20 protein-coding genes are annotated in these 21,211 nt (G+C 73.1%); 7 read left to right on the top strand and 13 right to left on the bottom strand.

Annotated features, from left to right (window positions below):
* Positions 1–20: 20 nt before the first annotated feature.
* Both M1O15_RS00965 and M1O15_RS00970 read right to left on the bottom strand, forming a co-directional pair.
* Complete coding sequence (locus M1O15_RS00965; RefSeq protein ID WP_248631199.1) at positions 21–704, bottom strand: HAD family hydrolase; 684 nt, start codon at positions 702–704, stop codon at positions 21–23.
* Between the two features lie 155 nt (positions 705–859).
* Positions 860–1,897 carry a ScbA/BarX family gamma-butyrolactone biosynthesis protein gene (locus M1O15_RS00970; protein ID WP_248631200.1) on the bottom strand — a complete coding sequence of 346 codons (1,038 nt, stop codon included), beginning with the start codon at positions 1,895–1,897 and terminating at the stop codon, positions 860–862.
* Between the two features lie 125 nt (positions 1,898–2,022).
* Here M1O15_RS00970 and M1O15_RS00975 point away from each other — a divergent pair, with 125 nt between their 5' ends.
* The 4 genes from M1O15_RS00975 to M1O15_RS00990 all read left to right on the top strand — a co-directional run bounded on the left by M1O15_RS00975 (position 2,023) and on the right by M1O15_RS00990 (position 5,806).
* On the top strand, positions 2,023–2,655 hold the full coding sequence (locus M1O15_RS00975) for a ScbR family autoregulator-binding transcription factor (RefSeq protein WP_248631201.1): 633 nt from the start codon (positions 2,023–2,025) through the stop codon (positions 2,653–2,655).
* A 53-nt stretch (positions 2,656–2,708) separates the two neighbouring features.
* Positions 2,709–3,494, top strand: a complete 786-nt coding sequence (locus M1O15_RS00980) for an SDR family NAD(P)-dependent oxidoreductase (RefSeq protein WP_282576071.1) — start codon at positions 2,709–2,711, stop codon at positions 3,492–3,494.
* Positions 3,495–3,628: 134 nt separating this feature from the next.
* Complete coding sequence (locus tag M1O15_RS00985; protein WP_248631202.1) at positions 3,629–4,645, top strand: IS701 family transposase; 1,017 nt, start codon at positions 3,629–3,631, stop codon at positions 4,643–4,645.
* A gap of 243 nt (positions 4,646–4,888) precedes the next feature.
* Complete coding sequence (locus tag M1O15_RS00990; protein ID WP_248631203.1) at positions 4,889–5,806, top strand: NADP-dependent oxidoreductase; 918 nt, start codon at positions 4,889–4,891, stop codon at positions 5,804–5,806.
* A 289-nt stretch (positions 5,807–6,095) separates the two neighbouring features.
* Here M1O15_RS00990 and M1O15_RS00995 read toward each other — a convergent pair whose 3' ends face one another.
* The gene (locus tag M1O15_RS00995; protein ID WP_248631204.1) at positions 6,096–6,545 is read right to left on the bottom strand and encodes a MarR family winged helix-turn-helix transcriptional regulator; all 450 of its coding nucleotides are present in this window, start codon (positions 6,543–6,545) and stop codon (positions 6,096–6,098) included.
* A gap of 422 nt (positions 6,546–6,967) precedes the next feature.
* On the opposite strand from M1O15_RS00995, the gene M1O15_RS01000 reads away from it, so the two are divergent.
* Together M1O15_RS01000 and M1O15_RS01005 are read left to right on the top strand one after the other, a co-directional pair.
* On the top strand, positions 6,968–7,588 hold the full coding sequence (locus M1O15_RS01000; protein WP_248631205.1) for a TetR family transcriptional regulator: 621 nt from the start codon (positions 6,968–6,970) through the stop codon (positions 7,586–7,588).
* A gap of 207 nt (positions 7,589–7,795) precedes the next feature.
* Positions 7,796–8,818, top strand: a complete 1,023-nt coding sequence (locus M1O15_RS01005) for a LysR family transcriptional regulator (RefSeq protein WP_248631206.1) — start codon at positions 7,796–7,798, stop codon at positions 8,816–8,818.
* A 103-nt stretch (positions 8,819–8,921) separates the two neighbouring features.
* Here M1O15_RS01005 and M1O15_RS31985 read toward each other — a convergent pair whose 3' ends face one another.
* The 9 genes from M1O15_RS31985 to M1O15_RS01045 all read right to left on the bottom strand — a co-directional run bounded on the left by M1O15_RS31985 (position 8,922) and on the right by M1O15_RS01045 (position 18,117).
* Complete coding sequence (locus tag M1O15_RS31985) at positions 8,922–8,999, bottom strand: 50S ribosomal protein bL37 (protein WP_505017674.1); 78 nt, start codon at positions 8,997–8,999, stop codon at positions 8,922–8,924.
* A gap of 172 nt (positions 9,000–9,171) precedes the next feature.
* Complete coding sequence (locus M1O15_RS01010) at positions 9,172–9,897, bottom strand: dienelactone hydrolase family protein (protein WP_248631207.1); 726 nt, start codon at positions 9,895–9,897, stop codon at positions 9,172–9,174.
* Positions 9,898–10,081: 184 nt separating this feature from the next.
* A complete protein-coding gene (gene argG, locus M1O15_RS01015) occupies positions 10,082–11,503 on the bottom strand; it encodes an argininosuccinate synthase (protein ID WP_248631208.1) in 1,422 nt (473 codons plus the stop codon).
* A 395-nt stretch (positions 11,504–11,898) separates the two neighbouring features.
* Complete coding sequence (locus tag M1O15_RS01020) at positions 11,899–12,627, bottom strand: S1 family peptidase (RefSeq protein WP_248631209.1); 729 nt, start codon at positions 12,625–12,627, stop codon at positions 11,899–11,901.
* Between the two features lie 123 nt (positions 12,628–12,750).
* Positions 12,751–13,743 (bottom strand): hypothetical protein, encoded by a 993-nt coding sequence (locus M1O15_RS01025; protein WP_248631210.1) that lies wholly within the window; start codon positions 13,741–13,743, stop codon positions 12,751–12,753.
* Positions 13,740–14,669 (bottom strand): protein phosphatase 2C domain-containing protein, encoded by a 930-nt coding sequence (locus M1O15_RS01030; protein WP_248631211.1) that lies wholly within the window; start codon positions 14,667–14,669, stop codon positions 13,740–13,742. The genes M1O15_RS01025 and M1O15_RS01030 overlap by 4 nt, the downstream gene beginning before the upstream one ends.
* Positions 14,670–15,325: 656 nt before the next feature.
* Positions 15,326–16,000: a vWA domain-containing protein gene (locus tag M1O15_RS01035; RefSeq protein WP_248631212.1), complete on the bottom strand. Its 675-nt coding sequence runs from the start codon at positions 15,998–16,000 to the stop codon at positions 15,326–15,328.
* Between the two features lie 111 nt (positions 16,001–16,111).
* Complete coding sequence (locus M1O15_RS01040) at positions 16,112–16,645, bottom strand: hypothetical protein (protein WP_248631213.1); 534 nt, start codon at positions 16,643–16,645, stop codon at positions 16,112–16,114.
* Between the two features lie 5 nt (positions 16,646–16,650).
* Complete coding sequence (locus M1O15_RS01045; RefSeq protein ID WP_248631214.1) at positions 16,651–18,117, bottom strand: hypothetical protein; 1,467 nt, start codon at positions 18,115–18,117, stop codon at positions 16,651–16,653.
* Positions 18,118–18,338: 221 nt separating this feature from the next.
* On the opposite strand from M1O15_RS01045, the gene M1O15_RS01050 reads away from it, so the two are divergent.
* Positions 18,339–19,028 carry a tellurium resistance protein gene (locus tag M1O15_RS01050; protein WP_248631215.1) on the top strand — a complete coding sequence of 230 codons (690 nt, stop codon included), beginning with the start codon at positions 18,339–18,341 and terminating at the stop codon, positions 19,026–19,028.
* A gap of 28 nt (positions 19,029–19,056) precedes the next feature.
* On the opposite strand, the gene M1O15_RS01055 is transcribed toward M1O15_RS01050, so the two are convergent.
* Positions 19,057–21,204 carry a DEAD/DEAH box helicase gene (locus M1O15_RS01055; RefSeq protein WP_248631216.1) on the bottom strand — a complete coding sequence of 716 codons (2,148 nt, stop codon included), beginning with the start codon at positions 21,202–21,204 and terminating at the stop codon, positions 19,057–19,059.
* Positions 21,205–21,211: the final 7 nt, after the last annotated feature.

Raw genomic sequence — 21,211 nt, forward strand, 5'->3', positions numbered from 1 at the left:
ACCGGCCCGGAGCGTACCGGTCACCGCGGGGCGGCGGCGGAGGCGGCGGAGAGCGAGGTGACCCCGGTGGCCTCGGCGAGCTCGGCGAGGGTCCGCTCGTCATCCGTGGAGTGGACGGCCTGCCAGCCCTGCGCGCGGGCCGCGTCGATGTTCGCCTCGACGTCGTCGATCAGCAGGCACTCGCCCGGATCGACTCCGGCCCGGCGGGCGGCCAGGCGGTAGATCTCCGGGTCCGGCTTGCGGCAGCCGACCTCGCAGGAGTCGACCAGCAGGTCGATCCCGCCCAGCGGCGCCATCATCCTCATCCAGTGCGTACGCCATTCCAGGACGTTGTTGGAGAGCACCCCGGTGGTGATCCCGTGCTCGCGGAGGGTCCGCCAGGCCGCCGCCATCACCGGGTTGGCCCCGTGGCCGTCGAACCACTGCGCCCCGAACTCCTCCAGGCGGGCACGGGACAGGTCGATGCCGGGGTGCCGCCGGGCCAGCGCCGCCCGGAGCCGGCCGCCCCACTCCCGTTCGGTCATCCGCGCCAGCTCCACCGGGGCCAGCGGCGGCAGGCCGACCTCGTCCGAGACGTCCGCGAAGGCGGTCCTCAGCTGATCCGGAGTGACTCCGGCGCGCTGCTCGTAGGAGCGGAAGAGGTCGTCCAGGGGCGGCGAGAGCACTCCGCCGAAGTCGAACCAGACGACGGACGGGCGGGACATGGCGACGCCTCCAGGGCGGGGTCGAGCGGCGGGGTGGCGGGGGCGCGGTACGCGGTGAGGATGCTACGTGGTGGGGGAGCGGGCGCCGGTCGTACGGGTCGCCAGTCCGGACGGCGGCCCGGATGGCGTCCTGGCCGGCGGAGGGCGCGGGGCGGTCAGCCCTGCTCGGCGGTACCGGTGGCCGTGGCGGTGAAGACCGGCTCACCGTCCTGCTCGGCCTCGACCTGGACCACCGGGGCGGCGGCACCGGGGGCGTCCGGACCCGGGCGGACGACGCGGTACGACAGGTGGCACGGTGCGTCGAGTTCGGCGAAGCGCAGGAACGAGATGCTCAGCGAGCGCAGTCGGGCGTCGGGGCCGAGGGCCGCGACCGCCGCCTGCTGGACGCCCTCCACCAGGAGCATGCCCGGGACATGGTCCACAGGGTGGTCGAACAGGACCGGGTGCGTGGTGTCCACCCGCAGCTCGCGGCGGTCCGGGCCGCCCTCGGCGCCGAGCACCACGTCGGCGGCCCGGGTCCGCCCGACGGCGGCGGGATCGAGCGGTGCCGGTGCGGGCGGCGCGGCGGCCATGGCGCCCCGCGCGTCGGTACGGGCCCGGCGCAGCCGCGCGTAGAGGGCCGCCGGGTGCACGGTGAAGCGGGTCCTGGCCGTGCCGAGGAGCATGCCGTTGCGCTCCACCGTCACCTCCAGGGACGCGGCCGTCAGCACTCCGCGCCGCGAGCGGGTGGCGTCGCAGCCGACGTGCAGGGTGAGTGCGGCGGGCTCCGGTCCGACGTACAGGGCGGCCGGGGAGACCTCGAAAGCCAGCGCGTCCCAGATGAGTTGGTAGCCGAAGGGCACCCCGTACGCCGCGTGGGTGAGCGCCGAGAAGGTCTGGCGAACCGTTTCGGCGAACAGCGCCGGCGTGTAACACCCGTCCGAGGCCACATAGAAGCCGTGGGTGCGCGGCCACCGTGCGGTGAAGACGAAGGCGTTCTCGCCGGTCCTCCGCCAGGTGGTCAGCAGGACCTCCTCCGGGTCGGCCTTGTGGATCAGCGCGGCCGTCACGGGGCCCGAGGACGAGGCCGGGGCGGAACCGCCCGGGACGCGGGCGGTCGGTACGCAGGCGGTGGAGGCGCGGGAGCCCGGGACGGACGCGTCCGGCGGACCGGACGGGAGCGTCTGGCCGGGCGCGTGGAACGTCAGTGACATGGCGGGTTCCCTCCCCTTGGAACACGACTGGTCCACCGCCCGCGACGACTTGGCCTGGGGGGCGGTGCTCTCATAAAATAGAGGGTGCTCGTTTTGTTTGTCGAGGGAAGAAGCGGAGAGCCGACGTGGCCGTATTGAAGCAGGAACGCGCCGTACGCACGCGGGCGCACATCATCCGGTCCGCGGCCGACGTCTTCGACCGGCTGGGTTTCAGCGGTGCGAGCATCAGCAAGATCGTCAAGGAGTCCGGGACCACCCAGGGCGCGATCTACTTCCACTTCAAGTCCAAGGAGGAGCTGGCCTACGAGGTCATGCGGGCGCAGCCGGAGGTGGTCGTGCCCCAGCTCGGGGCCGAGGGGCTGCAACGGCTGGTGGACACCACGCTGGTGTGGTCCCGCCGCCTCCAGGAGGACGTCATCCTGCGGGCCGGTGTGCGGCTGGCGACCGACCCCGCCTGCGTGATCGCCTTCGATGTCACCGACTCCTACGGGGACTGGGCGGGGATCTTCGAGGAGTGCCTGATCGAGGCCCGCGGCCGCGGCGAGCTGCACGACCACGTCGACCCGCGGCAGGCCGCCGAGCTGCTGGTGGGGCTGCTGACCGGTACGCAGATGTACTCGGAGGTCGTGAGCGGCCGGGCCGACCTGCCCGGCCGGATGGTGAACGCCTGGCGGCTGCTGGCGCCCGCGCTGGCCGTACCGGAGACGGTGGAGGCCCTGCGGGCGGACCAGGAGCGGATCGCCGCCCTCTGCGGCTGACCGGCGCAGGACCGTCCCGCCGGGGCGGAAAGCGGACAACGACAGTGATCACCATGGGGGTTGGGTACATGCGGTACGACGGAGGGCTGCTCGCCGGGCGCACGGCGATGGTCACGGGGGCGTCCAGCGGGATCGGCTCGGCCGCCGCGCGCCTCTTCGCCGAGGAGGGGGCCGCGGTGGTCCTGATGGCGCGCCGGAAGGAGCGGCTGGAGGGGCTCGCCGAGGAGATCGGGGCGGCCGGCGGCAGGGTCGCCTGGGTCGCCGGCGATGTGACCGACCCGGAGGACGTACGGCGGACCGTGCGCACCGCCGTCGAGCGGTTCGGCGGCCTGGACGCGGCGTTCAACAACGCCGGGCAGGCGGCCGCTGGCGGCGATCTGCACCTCACGGACGACGCGGTCTACGAGCAGGTGATGGACGCCAATGTGCGCGGGGTGTGGAACTGCCTGCGCGCGCAGGTGCCGGTGATGCTGGAGGGCGGTGGCGGCTCGATCGTCAACACCTCCAGCGTGGCCGGGCTGCTCGCCACCGGCGCCTGCGCCAGCTATGTGGCCGCCAAGCACGCCGTGATCGGCCTGACCAAGGCGGCGGCCGCCCAGTACGGGGAGCGCGGGATCCGGGTCAACGCCCTGGTGGTGGGCAACACCCGTACCGAGATGCTGGAGGGGGTCCTCGCCCAGGCGCCGGAGCTGGAGGAGCAGTTCCTCCTCCGCCCGGTGCAGAAGCGGCTGGCCGCCCCTCGGGAGATCGCCGAGACGGCCGCCTGGCTGTGCAGCGACCGGTCCCGCTTCACCACGGGGGCGAGCGTCCAGGTGGACGGAGGCTGGACGGCGGTGTGAGCCCCGGGCGCCGGTCCGGCCCCCGGCGGGCTCCTGCCCGACCTGCCCAAGTGGTTCGGAGGGTCTCTCACCGGGCAAATAAAAAAACGAACGATCGCTATTATTTTCCCGTCCGTCCGAGAGAAGGAGGAAGCATGCTGGGGGACCGGAGCAGCCAGGAGCCCCTGTCGGTCGCCGACTTCGCCGATGAGCTCTTCGGCTGTCTGGCGCGCGCCGACCAGCGCCGCTGGGCGCACGCCTATCTCCAGGCACTGCTGCTGACGCCCGGCAAGAAGACCGTACGGCGTCTCGCCGCCACCGTGTCGGACTCACCCACCGCGTCCCAGGCCCTGCACCAGTTCGTCAACGCCAGCCCCTGGGACTGGAAGCAGGTGCGCGAGGACCTGTCCCGGCAGGTGGAGCGGCGGGCCCGCGCCCGGGCCTGGGTGGTCGCTCCGGCCGTCCTGCCCAAGCGGGGCATGCACTCCTGCGGCGTCCACCGCCGCTTCGTGGCCCAGGAGGGGCGGGCGGTCAACTGCCAGCTGGCGGTGGGCGCCTTCCTCGCCACCGACCGCGGCGCGATGCCCGTCGACTGGCGGCTGCACCTGCCCGAGTCCTGGCTGGACAGCCGCCCCTCCCGGCTGCGCGCCCGGATCCCCGACCGGGCCGCGCTGCGCACCCCCGCGGGTGAGGCCCTGGACCTCTTCGACACCGCGGTACGCAGCGGCCACCCGCGCTTCCTGCCCGTGGTCGCCCACCTCGGCGGACACGGCGACGCACGCGAACTGGTGGCGGGCCTCGACGCGCGCGGCGCCGACTTCCTGGTGGCGGTGCCGGACTCCACGCCCGCGCTGCTCACCCCGCACCTCCGCCCCGGGGTGCCGGTGGCCCATCGTCGCTACCGGCTGTTCACCGACCCGCGCACCGGGCAGTGCTGGCTGACCAACCTGGTGCGGCACTCCGCCCCCGAACTGCTCGCGCTGACCGGGGCCTCCCTCGGCGTGCGCTCCGCCCTCGACCGGCTCGCCGTCGACTTCGGGCTGCGCGATTTCGAGGGCCGCTCCTTCCCCGGATGGCACCACCATATGACCCTGCTCTCCGCCGCGTACGCCTACCAGGCCCTCACCCGTGAACACCCGGCCCGAGCCGAGGTGCTGGCCCGACCCGCATAAGCCCAGGGGTCGATGGCCCCCGGGCCGGGCCCCGTTCATATATGCATCGAGAAGCAAAGTCCTGCGAACACCGTAAGGCCCCACTCCGCTTCCTGCCCTGCTCATCCGCCAACCTGCCAAAGAAGCAGTGGAGCTCCGGGCGGAGGCCATCCAAAAAGCGATCGACTGTTATGTTTTTCTGCAAGCAATCCCGTGCCGGCGGTGCGGGTATCCGCATCGGAGATCACGTCCTCGGAGGTACACGTGCGCGCCACTGTCCTGTCCCGATACGGAGGGCCCGAGCGGCTGGCGGTCGCCGAACTGCCGCGCCCCGTTCCCGGGTCGGGCCAGATCCTCGTCCGGGTCGCCGCCTCCGCGGTCAACCCGGTCGACATCGAGGTGCGTTCCGGCCGGGCCGCCGCCCGTGTCAGCCACGGCTTCCCGATGGTGCTGGGCTGGGACCTGGCCGGCACCGTCGCCCAGTGCGGCGCCGACGCGCGCCGTTTCGCCACCGGGGACCGGGTCGTCGCCATGTCGGCGCAGACGGCGACCGGGATAGGCACCCACGCCGAGTACGTCGCGCTGGACGAGCGGCTGGCGGCCTGCGCCCCGCGCACCGGCGACCTCCGGCGGGCCGCCGCCCTGCCCCTGGCCGGGCTCACCGCCGACCAGGCACTGGAACTGCTCGACCCCGCGCCCGGCGACACCCTGCTGGTCACCGGCGCGGTGGGCGCCGTCGGCGGCTTCGCCGTCCAACTCGCCGCCGCCCGCGGCCTCGCCGTCCAGGCCCTGGTGCGCCCGGGTGACGAGGAGGCGGCCCGGGCGCTCGGTGCCCGCAGGGTCTTCACCGCCCGGGCGGCCATCCCGGCGGCCTCGGCCGACTGCCTCTTCGACACGGCGGGCGAACCATCGGCGCTGGCCGCCGTACGGGACGGGGGCCGCGCGGTCTCCGTCGTGCCCACCCGCCCACTCGTCGCCGCACGCGGTATCGACGTCCGGATGTGGTTCGTGGAGCAGGACGGCGGCCGCCTGACCCGGCTGAGCCGCCTGGTCGACGACGGTGTGCTCACGCTGCGGGTCGCGGAGGTCTTCTCGCTCGCCACGGTGGGCGAGGCGCACCGGCTGCTGGCGGCCGGCGGCACCCGCGGCAAGCTGCTGATCGACCCGCGGCTGGGCAACTGAGTACACCCGCCGGGGGCCTCCGCCCCATGGACCGGGCCCGCCCGACGGCACCCGCAAGCCCGCCGGCGCGCCACCCGGCCCACCCGCCGCCGTACCGCCGCGATCGCCGTACGGAATCCCCGTACGCCCCTGATCCCCGCCCCGTGCCTCCATGCCTCCCCCCATGGTGACGGCACGGGGCGGGCCCGCGCCCGAAGTACCGCCACGGGCAGCGGCGTTGTGCGCCGTACGCGTCTCAGGAGCCCTGTCGTGCCCGGGGCCGCCCTGCCCGGCCCGTACGGTCTCCGGCTCAGTCCGCCCGCGCGGAGGGGTCGTGACGCAGCCGGTTGACCAGGGAGGCGGTGGCCGGCTCGAAGGCGGCGAGGTCCAGGGCGCGCTCCAACTCGGCGGCGAAGGTCTTCTGGACGTCCTGGAGGAGCGCGCGCCCCTCGTCGGTCAGGGCGGCCACCATCACCCGGCGGTCCTCCTCGCCGACCGTCCGGGTGGCGAGGCCCGCCTCCTCCAGCCGGCCGACCATGCGGCTCATCGTGGACTGGCTCGTCCCGGCCGCCTCGGCGAGCTCCTGCATCCGCAGCGCACCTCCGGCCAGCGCGGCCAGCGTGGTGTGCTCAGCGGCGCTCACCCCGTGCCGGCGCTGCAACTTACGGTCGAGCGTATGGCCGACCCGGTGCACCAGCAGCAGCAGTTGCCGCCACAGCTCCGGCTCACCGCCCGTCCGTCCTCGAAGCGCCTGCGCCATCGTCGCCGCCACCACCTGTTCCGGGCGTGTGCTGGTGAATTTGCTTTCAGGAGCATAGAGCAGGCGGAGCAAGCAGCAGAGCAGGCGGCCGGAAACCCAGGGCCCGATGACCCCGTCCACCCGCCACCCCGCCCCCCTCCTGTCCCCGGGTCCGGTGGCCCGGTGGAGCCCTCCGGACCGCCCCACCGAACCGACCCGCCAGACCGGCCGAGATGCCAAAGCCGCAAGGGGATCGGACGGAGTCGTTCCACGCGTACCCGCCCCGCCGGTAGCTTCCGGAGTGTCGAACCCTTGTCTCGTGCCCGGCCTTTCGGCCCGGTGCCCGACCGCACCGGAGGTGCTGTGGAACCGCGACGGCGAACTCCCCCAAGCGGCAAAGCCCTTGCCCCGGTCGAGGCCCCGAGGGCCGTGAGGGCCCGGCCGTGGTGAGGCAGGAGCGGGCCGAGCAGACCCGGCGCCGGCTCGTCGAGGCGGCCGCGGTGGAGTTCGACCAGCACGGCTACACCCGTACCTCGCTGTCCCGGGTCTCCCGCTCGGCGGGGGTCACCATGGGCGCCCTGACCTTCCACTTTCCCACCAAGGGCGCCCTCGCCGACGTGGTCTGCGAGTCGGGCGTCAACGCCGTCCGCTGGGCGGTGCACCGGCTGCGCCCCGCACCGTCCGGGGGGCCGGCGGCGGTCGCGGAGCTGACCCGTGAGCTGGGGCGGCTCCTGGAGGAGGAGACGGCGGTACGCGCCGCCGTACGCCTGGCGCAGGACGACCCCGGCGAGTTCCCCGACTGGCGGGCCGCCTGGCTGCCCACCCTGCGCGCCCTGCTGGCCGATCTGACGGGCGACCCGCCGGACCCCGGGCGCCTCGCCGAACTGGAGAAGCTGGTCGTCTACCTGCTGATCGGCGCCTACAACGACGCCCGCGCCCCGGGTCCTCGGCCGCGGCTCCGGGAAGAGCTGGACCGGCTGTGGCGCCTGGCCTTCCACGGGGTCGACGACGCCCTGCGGCTGGCGGGGAGTTGCCATAGTCGGAGCGCATACGGTCGTCCGTAAACAAAAACGAACGATCGTTACGTAAGCTGGTAGACCCGCTCCCAGCAGGGTTTCGGGCCCCGCCGACGTACCCGAAGGGCAGACTCCGATGAACCACTCATCCGCACCGCTCGCCCACCGGGCCACGCCGCTCGCCCGAAGCCCCCACCGGCGCGTCCCGGCGGGAAACCAGCCCGGCCGTCCTGGCCTCCCGGGGCGGTGGCGGGCGTGAACATCAAACACCTCACCGCCTTCCTCGCGGTCGCCGAGTCCGCCAGCTTCACCCAGGCCGCGCACCGCCTCGGGCTCACCCAGCCCACCGTGACGGCCCGGATCAAGACCCTGGAGGAGTCGGTCGGCACCCTGCTGTTCCACCGGACCGGCATCGGAGCGCGGCTGACCCCCGCCGGACTGCGGCTGCACGGCTACGCCACCCGCATCGTGCGGCTCAGCGAGTTCGCCCGGCAGGAGATGGCGGACGACGCGGACCGGTCACCGCTCACCGTGGGCAGTGCGGAGGGGCTGACCACCTTCCGGCTGCTGCCGCTCGTCGAGCACATGCATCTGCGCCACCCCGGCGGCGCGCTGTCCTTCCAGCCGCTGGACGGCGACCCGGCCGCCCTGATCCGGGCGGAACGGCTCGACTGCGCCTTCTACGTCGACATCTCCACCGGCTCCGACGAGGCGGGTGCCCCGGAGACCGGGCAGCGCGCCGACGCGGATGTGCGCCTCCGCCGGCTCTGCCGGGAGCCGCTGAGCCTGGTGGCCCACCCCGGCCATCCGCTGGCGGCCACCACACCTCTGCGCACCGAGGACCTGCTCGGCGAGGCGGTGCTCCGCTCCCACCACCCCGACGGCCCCCAGCTCGCCTTCGAGCGGCTACGGGCCGGAGCGGCCGGGGGAGCCACCGGCGGGGTACTGCCGCTCGGCCCGCTGGAGGCGGTGAAGCGCGGGGTCGGCGACGGCATGGGTATTGCCCTGCTGCCGACGGTCACCGTGCTGGAGGAGCTGCGCTCGGGCCGGCTGTGCCGACTCGCCTGGCAGCCGCCCTTCTCCGCGTACGCCTGGTGCGCCTGGCGCGCCGACCTGGACACCGACCCGCTCTTCCGCTCCCTGCTGGACACGGCGGTACGGCTGGTCGAGGAGCAGGCCCCCCAGCGCGCCCCGGCCGCCACCCGGCCACCCCCGCCACGGCCCACCGGCCCCCGCCGCGTCCCCCGTCCGACCGGCCTCCTGCGCTCATCCCGCTGACGGTCGCGGTCGTGCCGCCGACGGCGGAGGGGCGGCACCGCGCGGTACCGCCCCTCCCCGTAGACCTGAAGGCCGGAAGACGCCCGGCCTCAGACCACCGCCGTCACGACTGGGGACGGCGGCCGTGGTTGGCGGAGTTGTTGCGGCGGGCCTTCTTCTTGCGGCGGCGCTTGGACGACATGGGTACCTCCGTAGTGCTGGTGCCGTTTCCACGCCGCACACGGGGAACCCCGGGCGTACCGGGTCCCGGGCGGCGCACCCCGGCGCGTACCCCTCCCGCGGCGATCCATGGCCGTGCGCCACCTCACCCCACCGCCCTCCCCGGGATCACGCCGGGAGGGATTACGCCGGGATCACGCCGTCACCGGCAGGCACTCCGCCAGCAGACCGAGGACGTCGCGCCAGGCCCGCTCCGCGTGCCGTGGATGGTGGCCGACACCGGAGACCGCGGGGTGGTCGACCGGTGGGTGGTGGAAGGCGTGCAGCGCCCCGCCGTAGACCACCAGCCGCCAGTCGACCCCCGCGGCCTGCATCTCGGCGGCGAACGCCTCCCGCTGTGCGGGCGGCATGATCGGGTCCTCCGACCCGACTCCGGCCCAGACCGGGCAGCGGATACGGGCCGCCTCGCCCGGCCGGCCCGTGATCAGCCCGTTGACCGTGCCGATCGCCCTCAGGTCGGCACCTGCGCGCCCGAGCTCCAGCGCGACCGCGCCCCCGGTCCCGTAACCGACGGCGGCGATCCGCCCGGGGTCGGCCCGCGGTTCGGCACGCAGCACGTCGAGCGCGGCGAACCCGATGTCCCGCATCCGCTCCGGGTCGCCGAGCAGCGGCATACAGCGGGCCAGCATCTCCTCGGGGTCGGCCAGATAGCGCCCGCCGTGCAGGTCGAAGGCGAAGGCCGCGTATCCCCGCTCGGCCAGTGCGTCGGCACGGCGGCGCTCCACATCGCTGAGCCCGAGCCCCTCGGGCCCGATCAGGACGGCCGGCCGGCGGTCATCACCAGCCGGGAGCGCCAAGTGCCCGACCATGGTGAGGCCGTCGGCCGGGTAGGTGACCGTGCGCGTGGTGATCCTCGTCATGAGCCCGACGGTAATGACCCTCCGGCCCGGCCGGACCGGCGTTCACCACCGGCGGACGGCGCACCCTCGCAATGCCCGCCCACCCTCGCCGCCCCGACCTGCACAGACCGAAGCGCCGCCCCGGCACCCGCCAACACCCGCCAGGACGGCGCTCCGCCGCACCCACCGACCGCCTCAGCCCGCCTCAGTCCGTCCCGGACTCGATCGCCGCCGCGTCCAGCGCGTCGGAGTCCACCGGGACACCCTCGCCGTGGCTGCCGGCCGCGATGGTCTCGGCGCCGCCCGGGGGCAGCTCGCCGATGAGGCCGCTCCAGGCGGTGAGCTGGCCCTGGGCCGCGTACTGCTCCAGCTTGCTGCGCGAGTCGGCGATGTCCAGGTTGCGCATGGTCAGCTGGCCGATCCGGTCGTCCGGGAAGAACGCCGGGTCGTGGCTGCGCTCCATGGACAGCTTCTCCGGGTGGTAGCTCAGGTGCGGGCCCTGGGTGTCCAGCACCGTGTAGTCGTTGCCCCGGCGCAGCCGCACCGTCACGCTGCCGGTGACCGGGTGGCCGACCCAGCGCACCAGGCTCTCCCGGAGCATCAGCGCCTGGGGGTCGAACCAGCGGCCCTCGTAGAGCAGCCGCCCGAGCCGCCGCCCCTCGCCGTGGTACATGGCGACGGTGTCCTCGTTGTGGATGGCGTTGAGCAGCCGCTCGTACGCCAGGTGCAGCAGGGCCATACCGGGCGCCTCGTACACCCCGCGGCTCTTCGCCTCGATGATCCGGTTCTCGATCTGGTCGGACATGCCGAGGCCGTGCCGTCCGCCGATCGCGTTGGCCTCCCGCACCAGCTCCACCGGCGAGGAGAACGCCTGCCCGTTGATCCGCACCGGCCGCCCGTGCTCGAACTCCACGGTGACGTCCTCGGCCGCGATCTCCACCGCCTCGTCCCAGAACCGCACGCCCATGATCGGGCTGACGATCTCCAGCGAGGTGTCCAGGTACTCCAGCCGCTTGGCCTCGTGGGTGGCGCCCCAGATGTTGGCGTCGGTGGAGTACGCCTTCTCCGCCGAGTCCCGGTACGGCAGGTCGCGCTCGGCGAGCCAGGCGGACATCTCGTGCCGCCCGCCGAGCTCCTCCACGAAGGACCGGTCGAGCCAGGGCTTGTAGATGCGCAGGGCCGGGTTGGCGAGCAGCCCGTAGCGGTAGAACCGCTCGATGTCGTTGCCCTTGTAGGTGGAGCCGTCGCCCCAGATGAAGACCTCGTCCTCGCGCATCGCCCGCACCAGCAGGGTGCCGGTCACCGCGCGGCCCAGCGGGGTGGTGTTGAAGTACGCCTGGCCCGCCGAGCGGATGTGGAAGGCGCCGCAGGCCAGCGCGGCGAAGCCCTCCTCCACCAGCGCCTCGCGGCAGTCGACCAGCCGCGCCTTCTCCGCCCCGTACGCGTGCCCGCGCTCCGGCACGTCGCTGAGATCCGGCTCGTCGTACTGGCCGATGTCAGCCGTGTACGCAAAGGGGACAGCGCCGCGCTCACGCATCCACGCCACCGCGACCGACGTGTCCAGCCCGCCGGAGAAGGCGATGCCGACCCGCTCACCCACTGGAAGCTTATTCAGTACCTTGGACATGTATGTATCGTAGGCCCAAACCCCCGCGCCGGTCACATGTGCCCCGTGATCAGCCCGGTAACGGTCTGCGCGCGGGCTCCGAGCCCGCCCTCTCGCAGAGTCGTGTGCTGCATGAACATACTGTCGAACGGGGCGTACGGGGGGCAGCCCCCCTCTCGATCGACAGGCCACCCGGATGGGATCCGCAGCCGTGATCGACAAGGCTGGGGACATGAAGATCCGCCTCAGACTTCTCGCCGCCCCCCACCCGTCCTCACCTGGCGGGCACCCTCCACCCGTCGGCGGGGCCGCCGGTAGCCGGAACCACCCGGGTACGCGGCGGCGCCCCGCACCGGACTGGCCGGTGCGGGGCGCCGCCCCCTCCTCAGGGGCCCTCCTCAGGGACGGTGGTCGGCTCAGACGCCGGCCACCGACTGGATCCAGGAGCGGTACGCGGTGACGTTGGTGTACGCCGTGGTGGTCTGGCGGTCGCTGGTGGAGGCGACGCCCACCTGGACGCCGTTGGCCATCATCGGGCCGCCGGAGTCGCCGCCGGCCGTGATGCCGTTGCCGCGGCGGGCGCAGATCGCCGAGCCGCCGTAGGCGTCGGTGCAGCCGCCGGTCACCGTCACGTTCGCCACCTTCAGGTAGCGGGACTGGCAGTTGGCCTCCGAGCCGCACTGGGACGTGGCGCCCCAGCCGTAGACCTGCACGCTCTGCCCGACGCTCACCGAACCGGGCTGGCCGAGCCGGGCGTAGGTCGCCGAGACGGAGCGGTCCAGGCGGACCAGGGCCAGGTCGGAGCTGTGCGTGTAGGTCTGCGCGCCGTTGGCCACGGTGCCGCCGCTGTGCTGGTCCAGGCTGCCGATGCGGAACGACAGCCCGCCGCCGCTGACGCAGTGCTTGGCGGTCAGGATCCAGGTCGGGGCGATGATGGTGGCCGAACAGGTCTCCCGGCCGTTGGAGAACAGACGCGCGGCCCACGGACCGCTCTGCGCCTGGCCGCCGCCGATGATCGGCTGCACGGCGGTGGTGCCCGGGCCGGTCGGCACGGGCGCGGGGGCGGCTGCCGCGGTGGGGGCGAGCAGCGCGAGCACCGAGGCCGCAGTGGCGGCTGCGGCCGTAAGGAGCTTGGTGATACGCAAGGCTTCCTCGTTTCCGAAGGTTGGCGAAGACACGCGTTGGGGACCGCGTGTGGGGGGTCTTTGCGCCACCAGAATTACGAAGACCGTGTGAACTGGGTACTAACAACCAGTCATAACGTCGGGTTATCGCCCCGGTCCGCCTGTGCCGGGCGGGCCTTCGCCGGGCCCGCCACCCGGGCGCAGAACGATCGGACGGCGGTCGCGCACCCCGTCCAGCACTGTGCGGTCGACGGTCGGCCGCTGCCTCGGCTTCGCCCCGGTGAGCGCCACTACATCGCGCTCGCTCAACGCCATCCGCCACTCCGAGGGATGGGGCCGGGTGCCCTTGGCACCGGCGGCCTGGGCAAGGAGGCGGCGGACGGCGCCCTCCTGACGCTCGTTCAGGCACGGCACCGACAGGCGCAGCCCGGAGCCCGGCACCGCGTATGGATCCTGGGCGAGCACCCGTGCCACCATCAGCGCCGTCTTGTAGGCGTCCGTGTCCACGGACGCCTCCGACGAGGGCGTCAGCGGGTCATTCCAGTCGGGCGTGCCTGCCTGGGCCTGCACGGGACCGCGCCCCACCTGCCGGAACCCATCGCAGTCCAGGAAGTGTACGGACGGCTGGGGATCCAGGGCCCACAAGACGTTCGCCTGGGAGATGTCCCCGATCACCAGCCCGGCGTCGTGGAACCACTCGACGGCCTCGACACACGCCAGCAGCAGCACCCGCCGCTGCTCCGGCGTCGGCTGCGGCACCTGCTGCCAGGCCGCTCTGGGCGGCCGCAGCAGATACTGCAGCTCCAGCAGCTTCCCCGTACCGGCGCCAGTCAGCCAGGTCATACGCTCCGGGGCGCGGTGCATGAGGAACCCGACCGGGCGGCCGCCCTCGACCACCCGGCACAGCGGCCAGGCCGCCAGCCCATCCAGACGGTCCCGGTCCCCCGGGGCGAGGCTCTGGCGGAGGGCCACCAGCGCGGCCAGAGCGCCGCCGTCCACCTTCCCCGGGTCCTTGTACTCCTTGAACAGGACGGTCCCGTCGCCGACCCGGTGCACCTCCCCCTGGCCCCCGCTGCCCGCCCTGCTGCCCAGGGCGAGCGTGGAACGGTTCACATCGGCCCCATCGGCCACCGTCATGCCGATCCCTCCCAGAGGCAGATCACCGTACGGTCGTCGTCATAGGACTTCGCCCGGGTCTGCGCCTGCCACAGGAAGTCCGAGAGTGAAGGAGCTCCGCCGACACCCCACGCCGCCGCCAGATGTGTACGGAACGCGGGATCCTTTTGGGTGAGCGGGTTGGTGATGCCGTCCGTGCCCAGCAGCAGCACATCTCCCGCCATCGCGCGCAGGATGCGGGCGCCGGCCTTCCGGTATGCGTGCGGCAGCGCTTCGGTACGGGTGTCCAGGACGGCCTCGTCACCGGTGCCCTCCCGCAGCCACGTCCCGTCCCGCAGCAGCAGGTGCCCCCCGTCGCCCACCCCGAGCAGGGCCCGCTCGCGGATGTGCGGGTCGGTCGGCACCAGCAGGACGTGCAGCGTGGTGGAGTGGTCGCCGTCCTGGTATGGGCGCTCCGCCTCGTAGGCCCTTCGCTGCCCCTCTGCCCGCAGCCCGGCTACCACTCCGGCGACCGCCCGGCCCGCCAGTTCCCGCAGCGCGGCGTCGTCACCCGAGCGCAGTGCCGCGTGCACGCCCTCCGCCGCACGGTCCAGCTGACGGGCGGCCAACCGGACGGCGTCATGGGAGCCGAGGTGCGAGTACCGGGCCGACCCCACGCCGTCGGCGACCGCGAGCAGCAGCATCTCGGCCTCCGGCGGGCCGATCCGGGTCACCGCCATGGCGTCCTGGCGACACCCGCCCTCCCAGTTGTGCGAGTCGCCGCGCACGGACGTCGCCCGCACCGTCAACCCGCCCACCGTGTAACCGTCCAGCAGCACATGCGGGGTGAGCGAGGCGAACTCGTCGCCTTCCCGGACGGACGGGCAGCCGAGCGGGTGGGCCGGATAACTGGGCGGGCGGCTCCCGGTATGCGCCGGCGCGCCTCGCGGCCTCTCGTCCTCGGGCACTGCCTCCGGTCCGTCTGGGGCCTGTTCGGCCCGGTGAGCCCGCTCGGGCCACTGGGTCTGTTCATACCGAGGGATCTGCTCGGCCTGGGGTGCCTGTACGGCTTGGTGGTTCTGTTCGGGCCGGCCGCCACCGCTGGTCTCCTCGGGAGGCTCGCCCGGCGCGGACCGGTCCCGGCCCGGCGGATCCCAGGCGGCTCCCCCCACCGGACCGCCCGTGAGCGGGGGAGCGGCCGGGGCGGCGGGCACCTCCGCATCCGTGGCCGCCGCGGAGTCGTTCATCATCTCGCCCTCGACCACTTCCTCCGCCCGGACCGCTTTTGGAGGCACGGCAACCTGAGGCGGGTCGGCCCAGGGGAACTCGGGCCTACGAGGGTCGGCCCCAGGCGAGTCGATCCGAGCGCCGTCCGGTCGCGACGGCTTCACCGGGTAGGCACCGAGCAGCACCCGCTCCGCCATCACTCCTGGCGGGAGGCTGTCAATGTGCCGTTGCCAGTCGTCACCTGGAGCGCTCGACTCCGCTCCGGCGTCGGCTTTCTCCGGCCGCTCCGGCATCCGCCCGCCGGACTGATCCCCGGCGGAAGCGGCTTCCGTTCCGGCCGCGGTGTCTCCCGTCCCCGGAGTGGTGTCCTCCATTCCGGAGGGGGCGTCCGGCCCGGTCACAGCTTGTCCAGGTTGAGGCTGGTGTAGCCGGGCACCTGCTCGTCCACCTGGAGCTGGAATCCGTCTCCGCCCTCCGCGGCCATGCTGGTGGCGGAGTTCACGATGGAGCGGGTGAGGCTGGAGGCGAACTCCCGCAGCGCGACGGCCGGAGAAATGGAGTCGTCCTTCTGGATGAAGGCCTTGAAGTTGGCCACCCGCGAGATGATCGCCGCATCCGCGTCGGTGATGCCGAAGGCGATGATCTTCGGCGCGTAGCGGAAGCGCTCCGCCTCCTTGAGGTCGGCAAGCGCCTCCTCCCAGTCGTTGTCGGTGGGCTCTCCGTCGGAGAGGAAGAACACGACCGGCCGGTAGACCTCGTGGCCCTCCGCCTTCAGCGCCGCCACGTCCTTCTCGATGGTGTCCCGCAGCAGCCGGAAGGCGCTGCCGAAGGAGGTGATCCCGCCCGCCGACAGGGACGGCAGATGGCTCAGCTCGCTGAGGTCGGCCAGCGGTTGGAGCACCGAGGCGGCCGTGGAGAAGCCGATCAGGGCGAAGCGGGTCTTGTCGGCGACGGTCGGGTTGGTGCTGATCTCCTCGTAGAGGGTGGGCAGCGCCTCGTTGACGGTGTCGATGCCTTGCCCGGCCATGGAACCGGACTCGTCGCACACGAGGTAGAAGGGAAGGATCTGCACGAGGGTTCCTGTCGTTCTGAGGGATGGAACGGATCGGAGAAGTGGTACGGGACGTTCAGGCCGCGGGCCCCGTGGGCGACGCGGCTCGGGAGCCGGTGGTGGCGGCGACGCTCAGCGGGTGTAGAAGTAGATCTCCAGATCGGCCCGCCCCGACGGCCCACCGTTCCAGAAGTCACGGGTCGTCGCGGTGCCGAACATGTCCGGCCGGGCCCTGCGCAGGGCGTCGTTGACCTCGCCCGCGTAGTCTTGTCCCGCGCCGGGGTCGGTCGCCTGGCCGAAGGTGAGCACGATGGCAGCCGTACGGCCCTGGTGGCGCGCGGTCGCGGAGCGCAGCTCGGCCACCATGCGGTCGGTGTCGCTCGGGGCGGCCGCCAGGCCGATCTTGACCGGTTTGCGCTCCACCGACCGCGGCCCGCTCGGCTTCGGGCTCGGGCTCGGCGGCGGTTTCTCGCGGCCGGTGGCCGAGGGGGAGGGGCTCACCGCGGCCGCGACGGCGCGTGGGTCGCCCTGGTCGCCCATCGACACCAGGGTCAGCACGAGCAGCATGTCCGCGAACAGCCAGCCCGCCAGCAGCAGCGGCGAAAACCTGAACCGTCCGCGCCGCCGTTCCGGTGCGCCGGCCCGCCGGGTGGCACCTCTTGCCACCGGGCTCACCGCGCGGGCCCGAAGGTGGCCCCGGAGCCCTCGGCTGCCCGCCGCAGGACCTCCTCCGCCTCCCGGCGGATCTCCTCGGCCTCGGCCCGGGCCGCCACCGCGCCGGACCGCGCGGACTCGGCTTCCGCCTGAGCGGCTTCCGCCCGCGCCCGGGCGCTCTGGGCCTCGCGTACGGCGGCCTCCAGGATGTCCGCGACCACGGCGAAGCGGCCGGCGGAGTCGAGCAGCGCGGTGCTGCGGCCCTCCAGACCGGCCACCGCCTCCCGGGAGGCGGCCGCGGCCTCGCCGGTGCTCACCGCCACGGTGCCGAGGTCGTCGATGAGCCGGCCGTTGAGGTCGGCGACGACCTCGATGCCGGTGGTGAACCCGCGCTGCGCGGCGGTGAGGGCGGCCAGGGAGTCCTCAACCCGGCGTGTCGCGTCGGTCAGCGCGTCCCGCACCCCGTCGCCGTTGCCGGTCACGGCGTCCTCCAACCGGTCCGCCGTGCGAGCCAGCACCTCGCGCGTGACGTCCCCGGCGGCCCGCAGCTCCTCGAAGGCGCGGGTGAGCACCTCGCGCTGGTCGCCCACCGCCCCGACCAGAAGGCGGCCTGCCTCCGTGAGCGGTGTGTCGAGGTCCTGCACGGCCGTGCGGATCGCCGTGCCGCTCTCCTTGACGGTGCTCTCGATCTCGGTCAGCACCTGTTCGAGCGGCTTGACGGAGGCCTCCGCCTGAGCCATGCGCTGGTCCGCCCGCTCCGTGGCCTCGCCCACCAGCTCGGCGGCACGGGTCAGCTGCTCCTGGGTGGTGATCGCCTTGGTATGCATCCGCTGGAGGCGTCCCGCGGCGGCGTTGAGCTCACCGGCGAACCGCGCGGGTGAGGCGAAGCGGTGGACGTTGAGGGCGAGTTGGGTGCGGGTCAGGATCGGCGCCAGTCGCGCCAGGACCTCGTGCTCCCGCTGCCGCGCTTGCTCGTCGCGCCGCTCCGCTGCGGTGCGCCGGTAGCCGTGGACTGCGGTGAGGACGAACAGCATGGCCAGCGCCACGCAGCCGCCGACCGCCACATGCCCGAAGCGGAACGTCTCGCTCAGATGCCCCTGGAACCCGGACTGCCATAACTGGAGGAAGGGGCGGCCCGCCGCCTTGGGGTCGGCGCCGACCAGGGCGCCGTACGCGCTGGACGCCCGCCACAGACCCAGCCAGGTGAACAGCAGAGGCAGGAAGACCAGGGCGCCGAGGACCCAGTCGAGGATGCCGTCCAACCGTTCACCGCGGTCGTCCACCGGCGGCGGTGCCACGCTCTCGGGCCGGGCGAAGTGCGCCATGACATCGAGGTCCGCCCATGCGTCGAGGGCGTCGGCGTCGGAGGAGTCGAGCGCGTTCGCCAGGGCGGTCAGGGTCTCGGAACAGGGTGCCAGCGCGGGTTGCCGGCCTAAGTCGCGTAGGTGACGTGCCGTCACCGTGGTGTCGAAAGGTATCGCCATGGGCGTTCTTCCCCAGCCCTGCCCGAGCGTCCCGGGCGGTCGTACGGATGAGCAGGCGCGCGACCGGCGACGAAGGGAACAGGTCATCCCCAGCCCTCTGTCGCGTCGACGGACCGGCGGGATCACGCACATTTCCTTCACCGGTTGCGCCATGCTAGACCACATTCGGGCCATCGGTGGTCGATCACCGAACATCCGCAGAACGAGGACGAGGTACGGACATGAGCGGGGACGCACGGCAACGGGGACTGATCCCTCTCGGCGGACGCAGCGGCCGGACCGCCGCCGAAATCCAGCCGGAGAAGCGGTGGTCGGGGGAGCGGCAGCCCGCCAAGATCCGCCCGGTCGAGCTGACCAAGAGGGCGCCCCGCGCGGAGATCACCGGACGGGACGTCCTCCAGGTCAACCTCAACTGGTCGGTCACCGCCGAGGCCGACCTGGACCTGGGCTGCATGGTCCTCACCCGCGACGGCTCCGGCACCGCCGTACAGCCCCTGGGTGACAACCTGGGCGCGCTGGCCTCCTGGCCCTATGTCGAGCTCGACCAGGACGACCGGACGGGCGAGGCCTCGGACGGGGAGACCCTCCGCGTCAACCTCGCCCACCGACGGGAGTTCACCAGACTCCTCATCTATGTCTATGTCTACGAGGGCGCGGTCGACTTCCGCAGCCTCGGCGGAGCCGTCACCGTCAGCGGCGCGGACGGCACCTGGCGCATCCTCCTGGACGACTCACCGGCCGGTGCCACCGCCTGCGCCATCGCCCTGCTGGAACCCAGCGGCCACACCCTCGAACTCCGCCGCGAGAGCCGCTGGTTCACCCCCGAGCCGTACGCCTCCAACCAGCAGCTCATCGACCAGGCCTACGGCTTCGGCTTCTCCTGGATTCCCGGCCACAAGCCCCCGCTGTGACGACGCTCCGGGCCTGATGCCTAAGGCTTCACCGCTTCAGGAAGCGAGCCCTTTCGGCCAGCGCGGCGCGCGCTCCGTCGAAGTCGGCCAGCCGGGCCGCGACCGTGGCGGTGGCCAGCCGGTCGGGCAGCGCCGCGGAGAACTTGAGTCCGTGCACGGCCCGTTGGTCGACATCCGGGAGTACGAGGACGGGTACGGCCTCGTACTCCCGCCGGGCGGCCTGCCAGGTTTCCGGCGTCAGGTCCTCCCGCAGCCGCACCCAGCAGTCGGTCGGGCGCTGCACGGGGTCGGCGATCGACCGCAGGGTCGCGGCCAGGGTGGCGTTGGCGCGATAGCCCGCCCACGTCCACCAGCGGACGTCGTCGCCATGCCGCACCACCAGTGAGCCACCGGGGTGGACCGACAGCGGCGCGACCTCCTCGCGCCACTCGCGCAGCGCGCTTTCGGCCCGCGCTGTGAGGGAGACGGCCGGGTCGGCGCCGAGTAGCACTTCTCGCATCGCGCGGGCCAGCGCGTGCGAGAGGCCCTGGTACGCGCCCCCGGACCACTTGGCGACTCCGCCGCCTTCGACGGGCTCCACGAAGACGCGCCTGCGCCCCCAGTCGATGAACGTGACCTGCCAGCTCCGACCGGCCAGCAGCAGCCGGCGCGGACCGGGTCGCTCCTCGGTCAGCACGGTGGGGTCCATCCGGCCGATCTCGGTGCGACCCGCGAGGACGGTGAACTCCGGCGGCGCGGTGAACGACGCCGTCAGCTCCATGAAGTGCCGCCGGCCAAAGCGCTGTTCGGCCTCCGGCCCGACGAACAGCATGCCACCGTCGGTGTCGAGGAAGCCCCGCTCCCTCAGATGGCGCACGATCGGTTCCGCGGAACGGTCGAACGGCGCCAGCCCGTTCCACTCCTCCGACCAGCTCCGGTCACCCAGCCGGTGCTGCTGCAGCGTGGCCGCCAGGATCTGCTGCGCCACCAGATGACGGGGCTCGGGAGGTGCGACGACCGGCTCCACCCATCCGCGCCCCCACAGCAGCAGCAGTCCCGCGGCCTGGAGAACCGCCTCTTTGCGTGTCGCCAGGAACAGGCAGTTGCGGACGGAGTCCGCCCGTCGGCCGGTGCGTCCGATGCGCTGGAGGAACGAGGCGACCGTGGCGGGGGAGTCGATCTGCACGACCCGGTCCAGGTCGCCGACATCGATGCCCAACTCCAGGGTGGAGGTCGCCACGATCACACAGTCCCGTGCCTCCGCGAACGCCTGCTCGGAGCGTGCTCGCTCCTCGGCGGACAGCGAGGCGTGGGACAGGAAGACGGTGACCTCGCGGGCCCGCAGCGCCGCACCGAGCTCCTCCACCTGCCGTCGGGAATCGCAGAAGACCAGCCGCTTCTCGCCTCTGTGCAAGGCGGCGATCACCTTGGCGGCGTTGGCGATGGACCCGACGTAGTCCAGCTCGACCTCACCCGGAGGGGGCCCGCCCACGCCGGGTGCCGTGCTGCCGGGTGCGGGGACGGCCTCCGGCGCGATGACCCGGCCGGGGCGCTTCCCGGCCCCCGAGCCCTGCAGCCAGGTGAGCAGCTGCTTCGGGTTGCCCACGGTCGCGGACAGCCCGACCCGCTGGATGGGCCGTCCGGTCACCCGCTCCAGCCGCTCCAGCACGGCGAGCAGATGCCAGCCCCGGTCGTCCCCGGCGAAGGCGTGCACCTCGTCCACGACGACCGCTCGCACCTCGCCCAGCAGCTGGGCGTGGTCCGTCTTCACCCCGATGAGCATGGCCTCCAGCGACTCGGGAGTCGTCAGCAGGACGTCCGGCCGGGCGGTGCGGATGCGCTGCCGCTGCGACTCCTTGACGTCGCCGTGCCAGAGGGCCGCCGAGCGGCCGAGCCATTGCGCGTATCCGTCGACCCGGGTGACGAGGTTGTTGAGCAGCGCCTTCAACGGACACAGGTACAGCACCGAGGTGCCTCTCCAACCCCGTCCCGTCATCGATGACAGCAGCGGCAGGCAGGCCGCCTCCGTCTTCCCGCCAGCGGTGGGCGCCAGCAGGACCGCGTCCTCCCCGTCCATCAGCGGGTCGATCGCCGCACGTTGCAGCGGACGCAGGTCGGGCCAGCCGAGAGTGTTGACGACGTGGTGCAGGATGACCGGATCGAGCCGGTCGACGGGGTCGGCCACCTGGTCCGCCACGGGCGTC

It is taken from the genome of Streptomyces lichenis, assembly GCF_023218175.1.
GTDB lineage: Bacteria > Actinomycetota > Actinomycetes > Streptomycetales > Streptomycetaceae > Streptomyces > Streptomyces lichenis.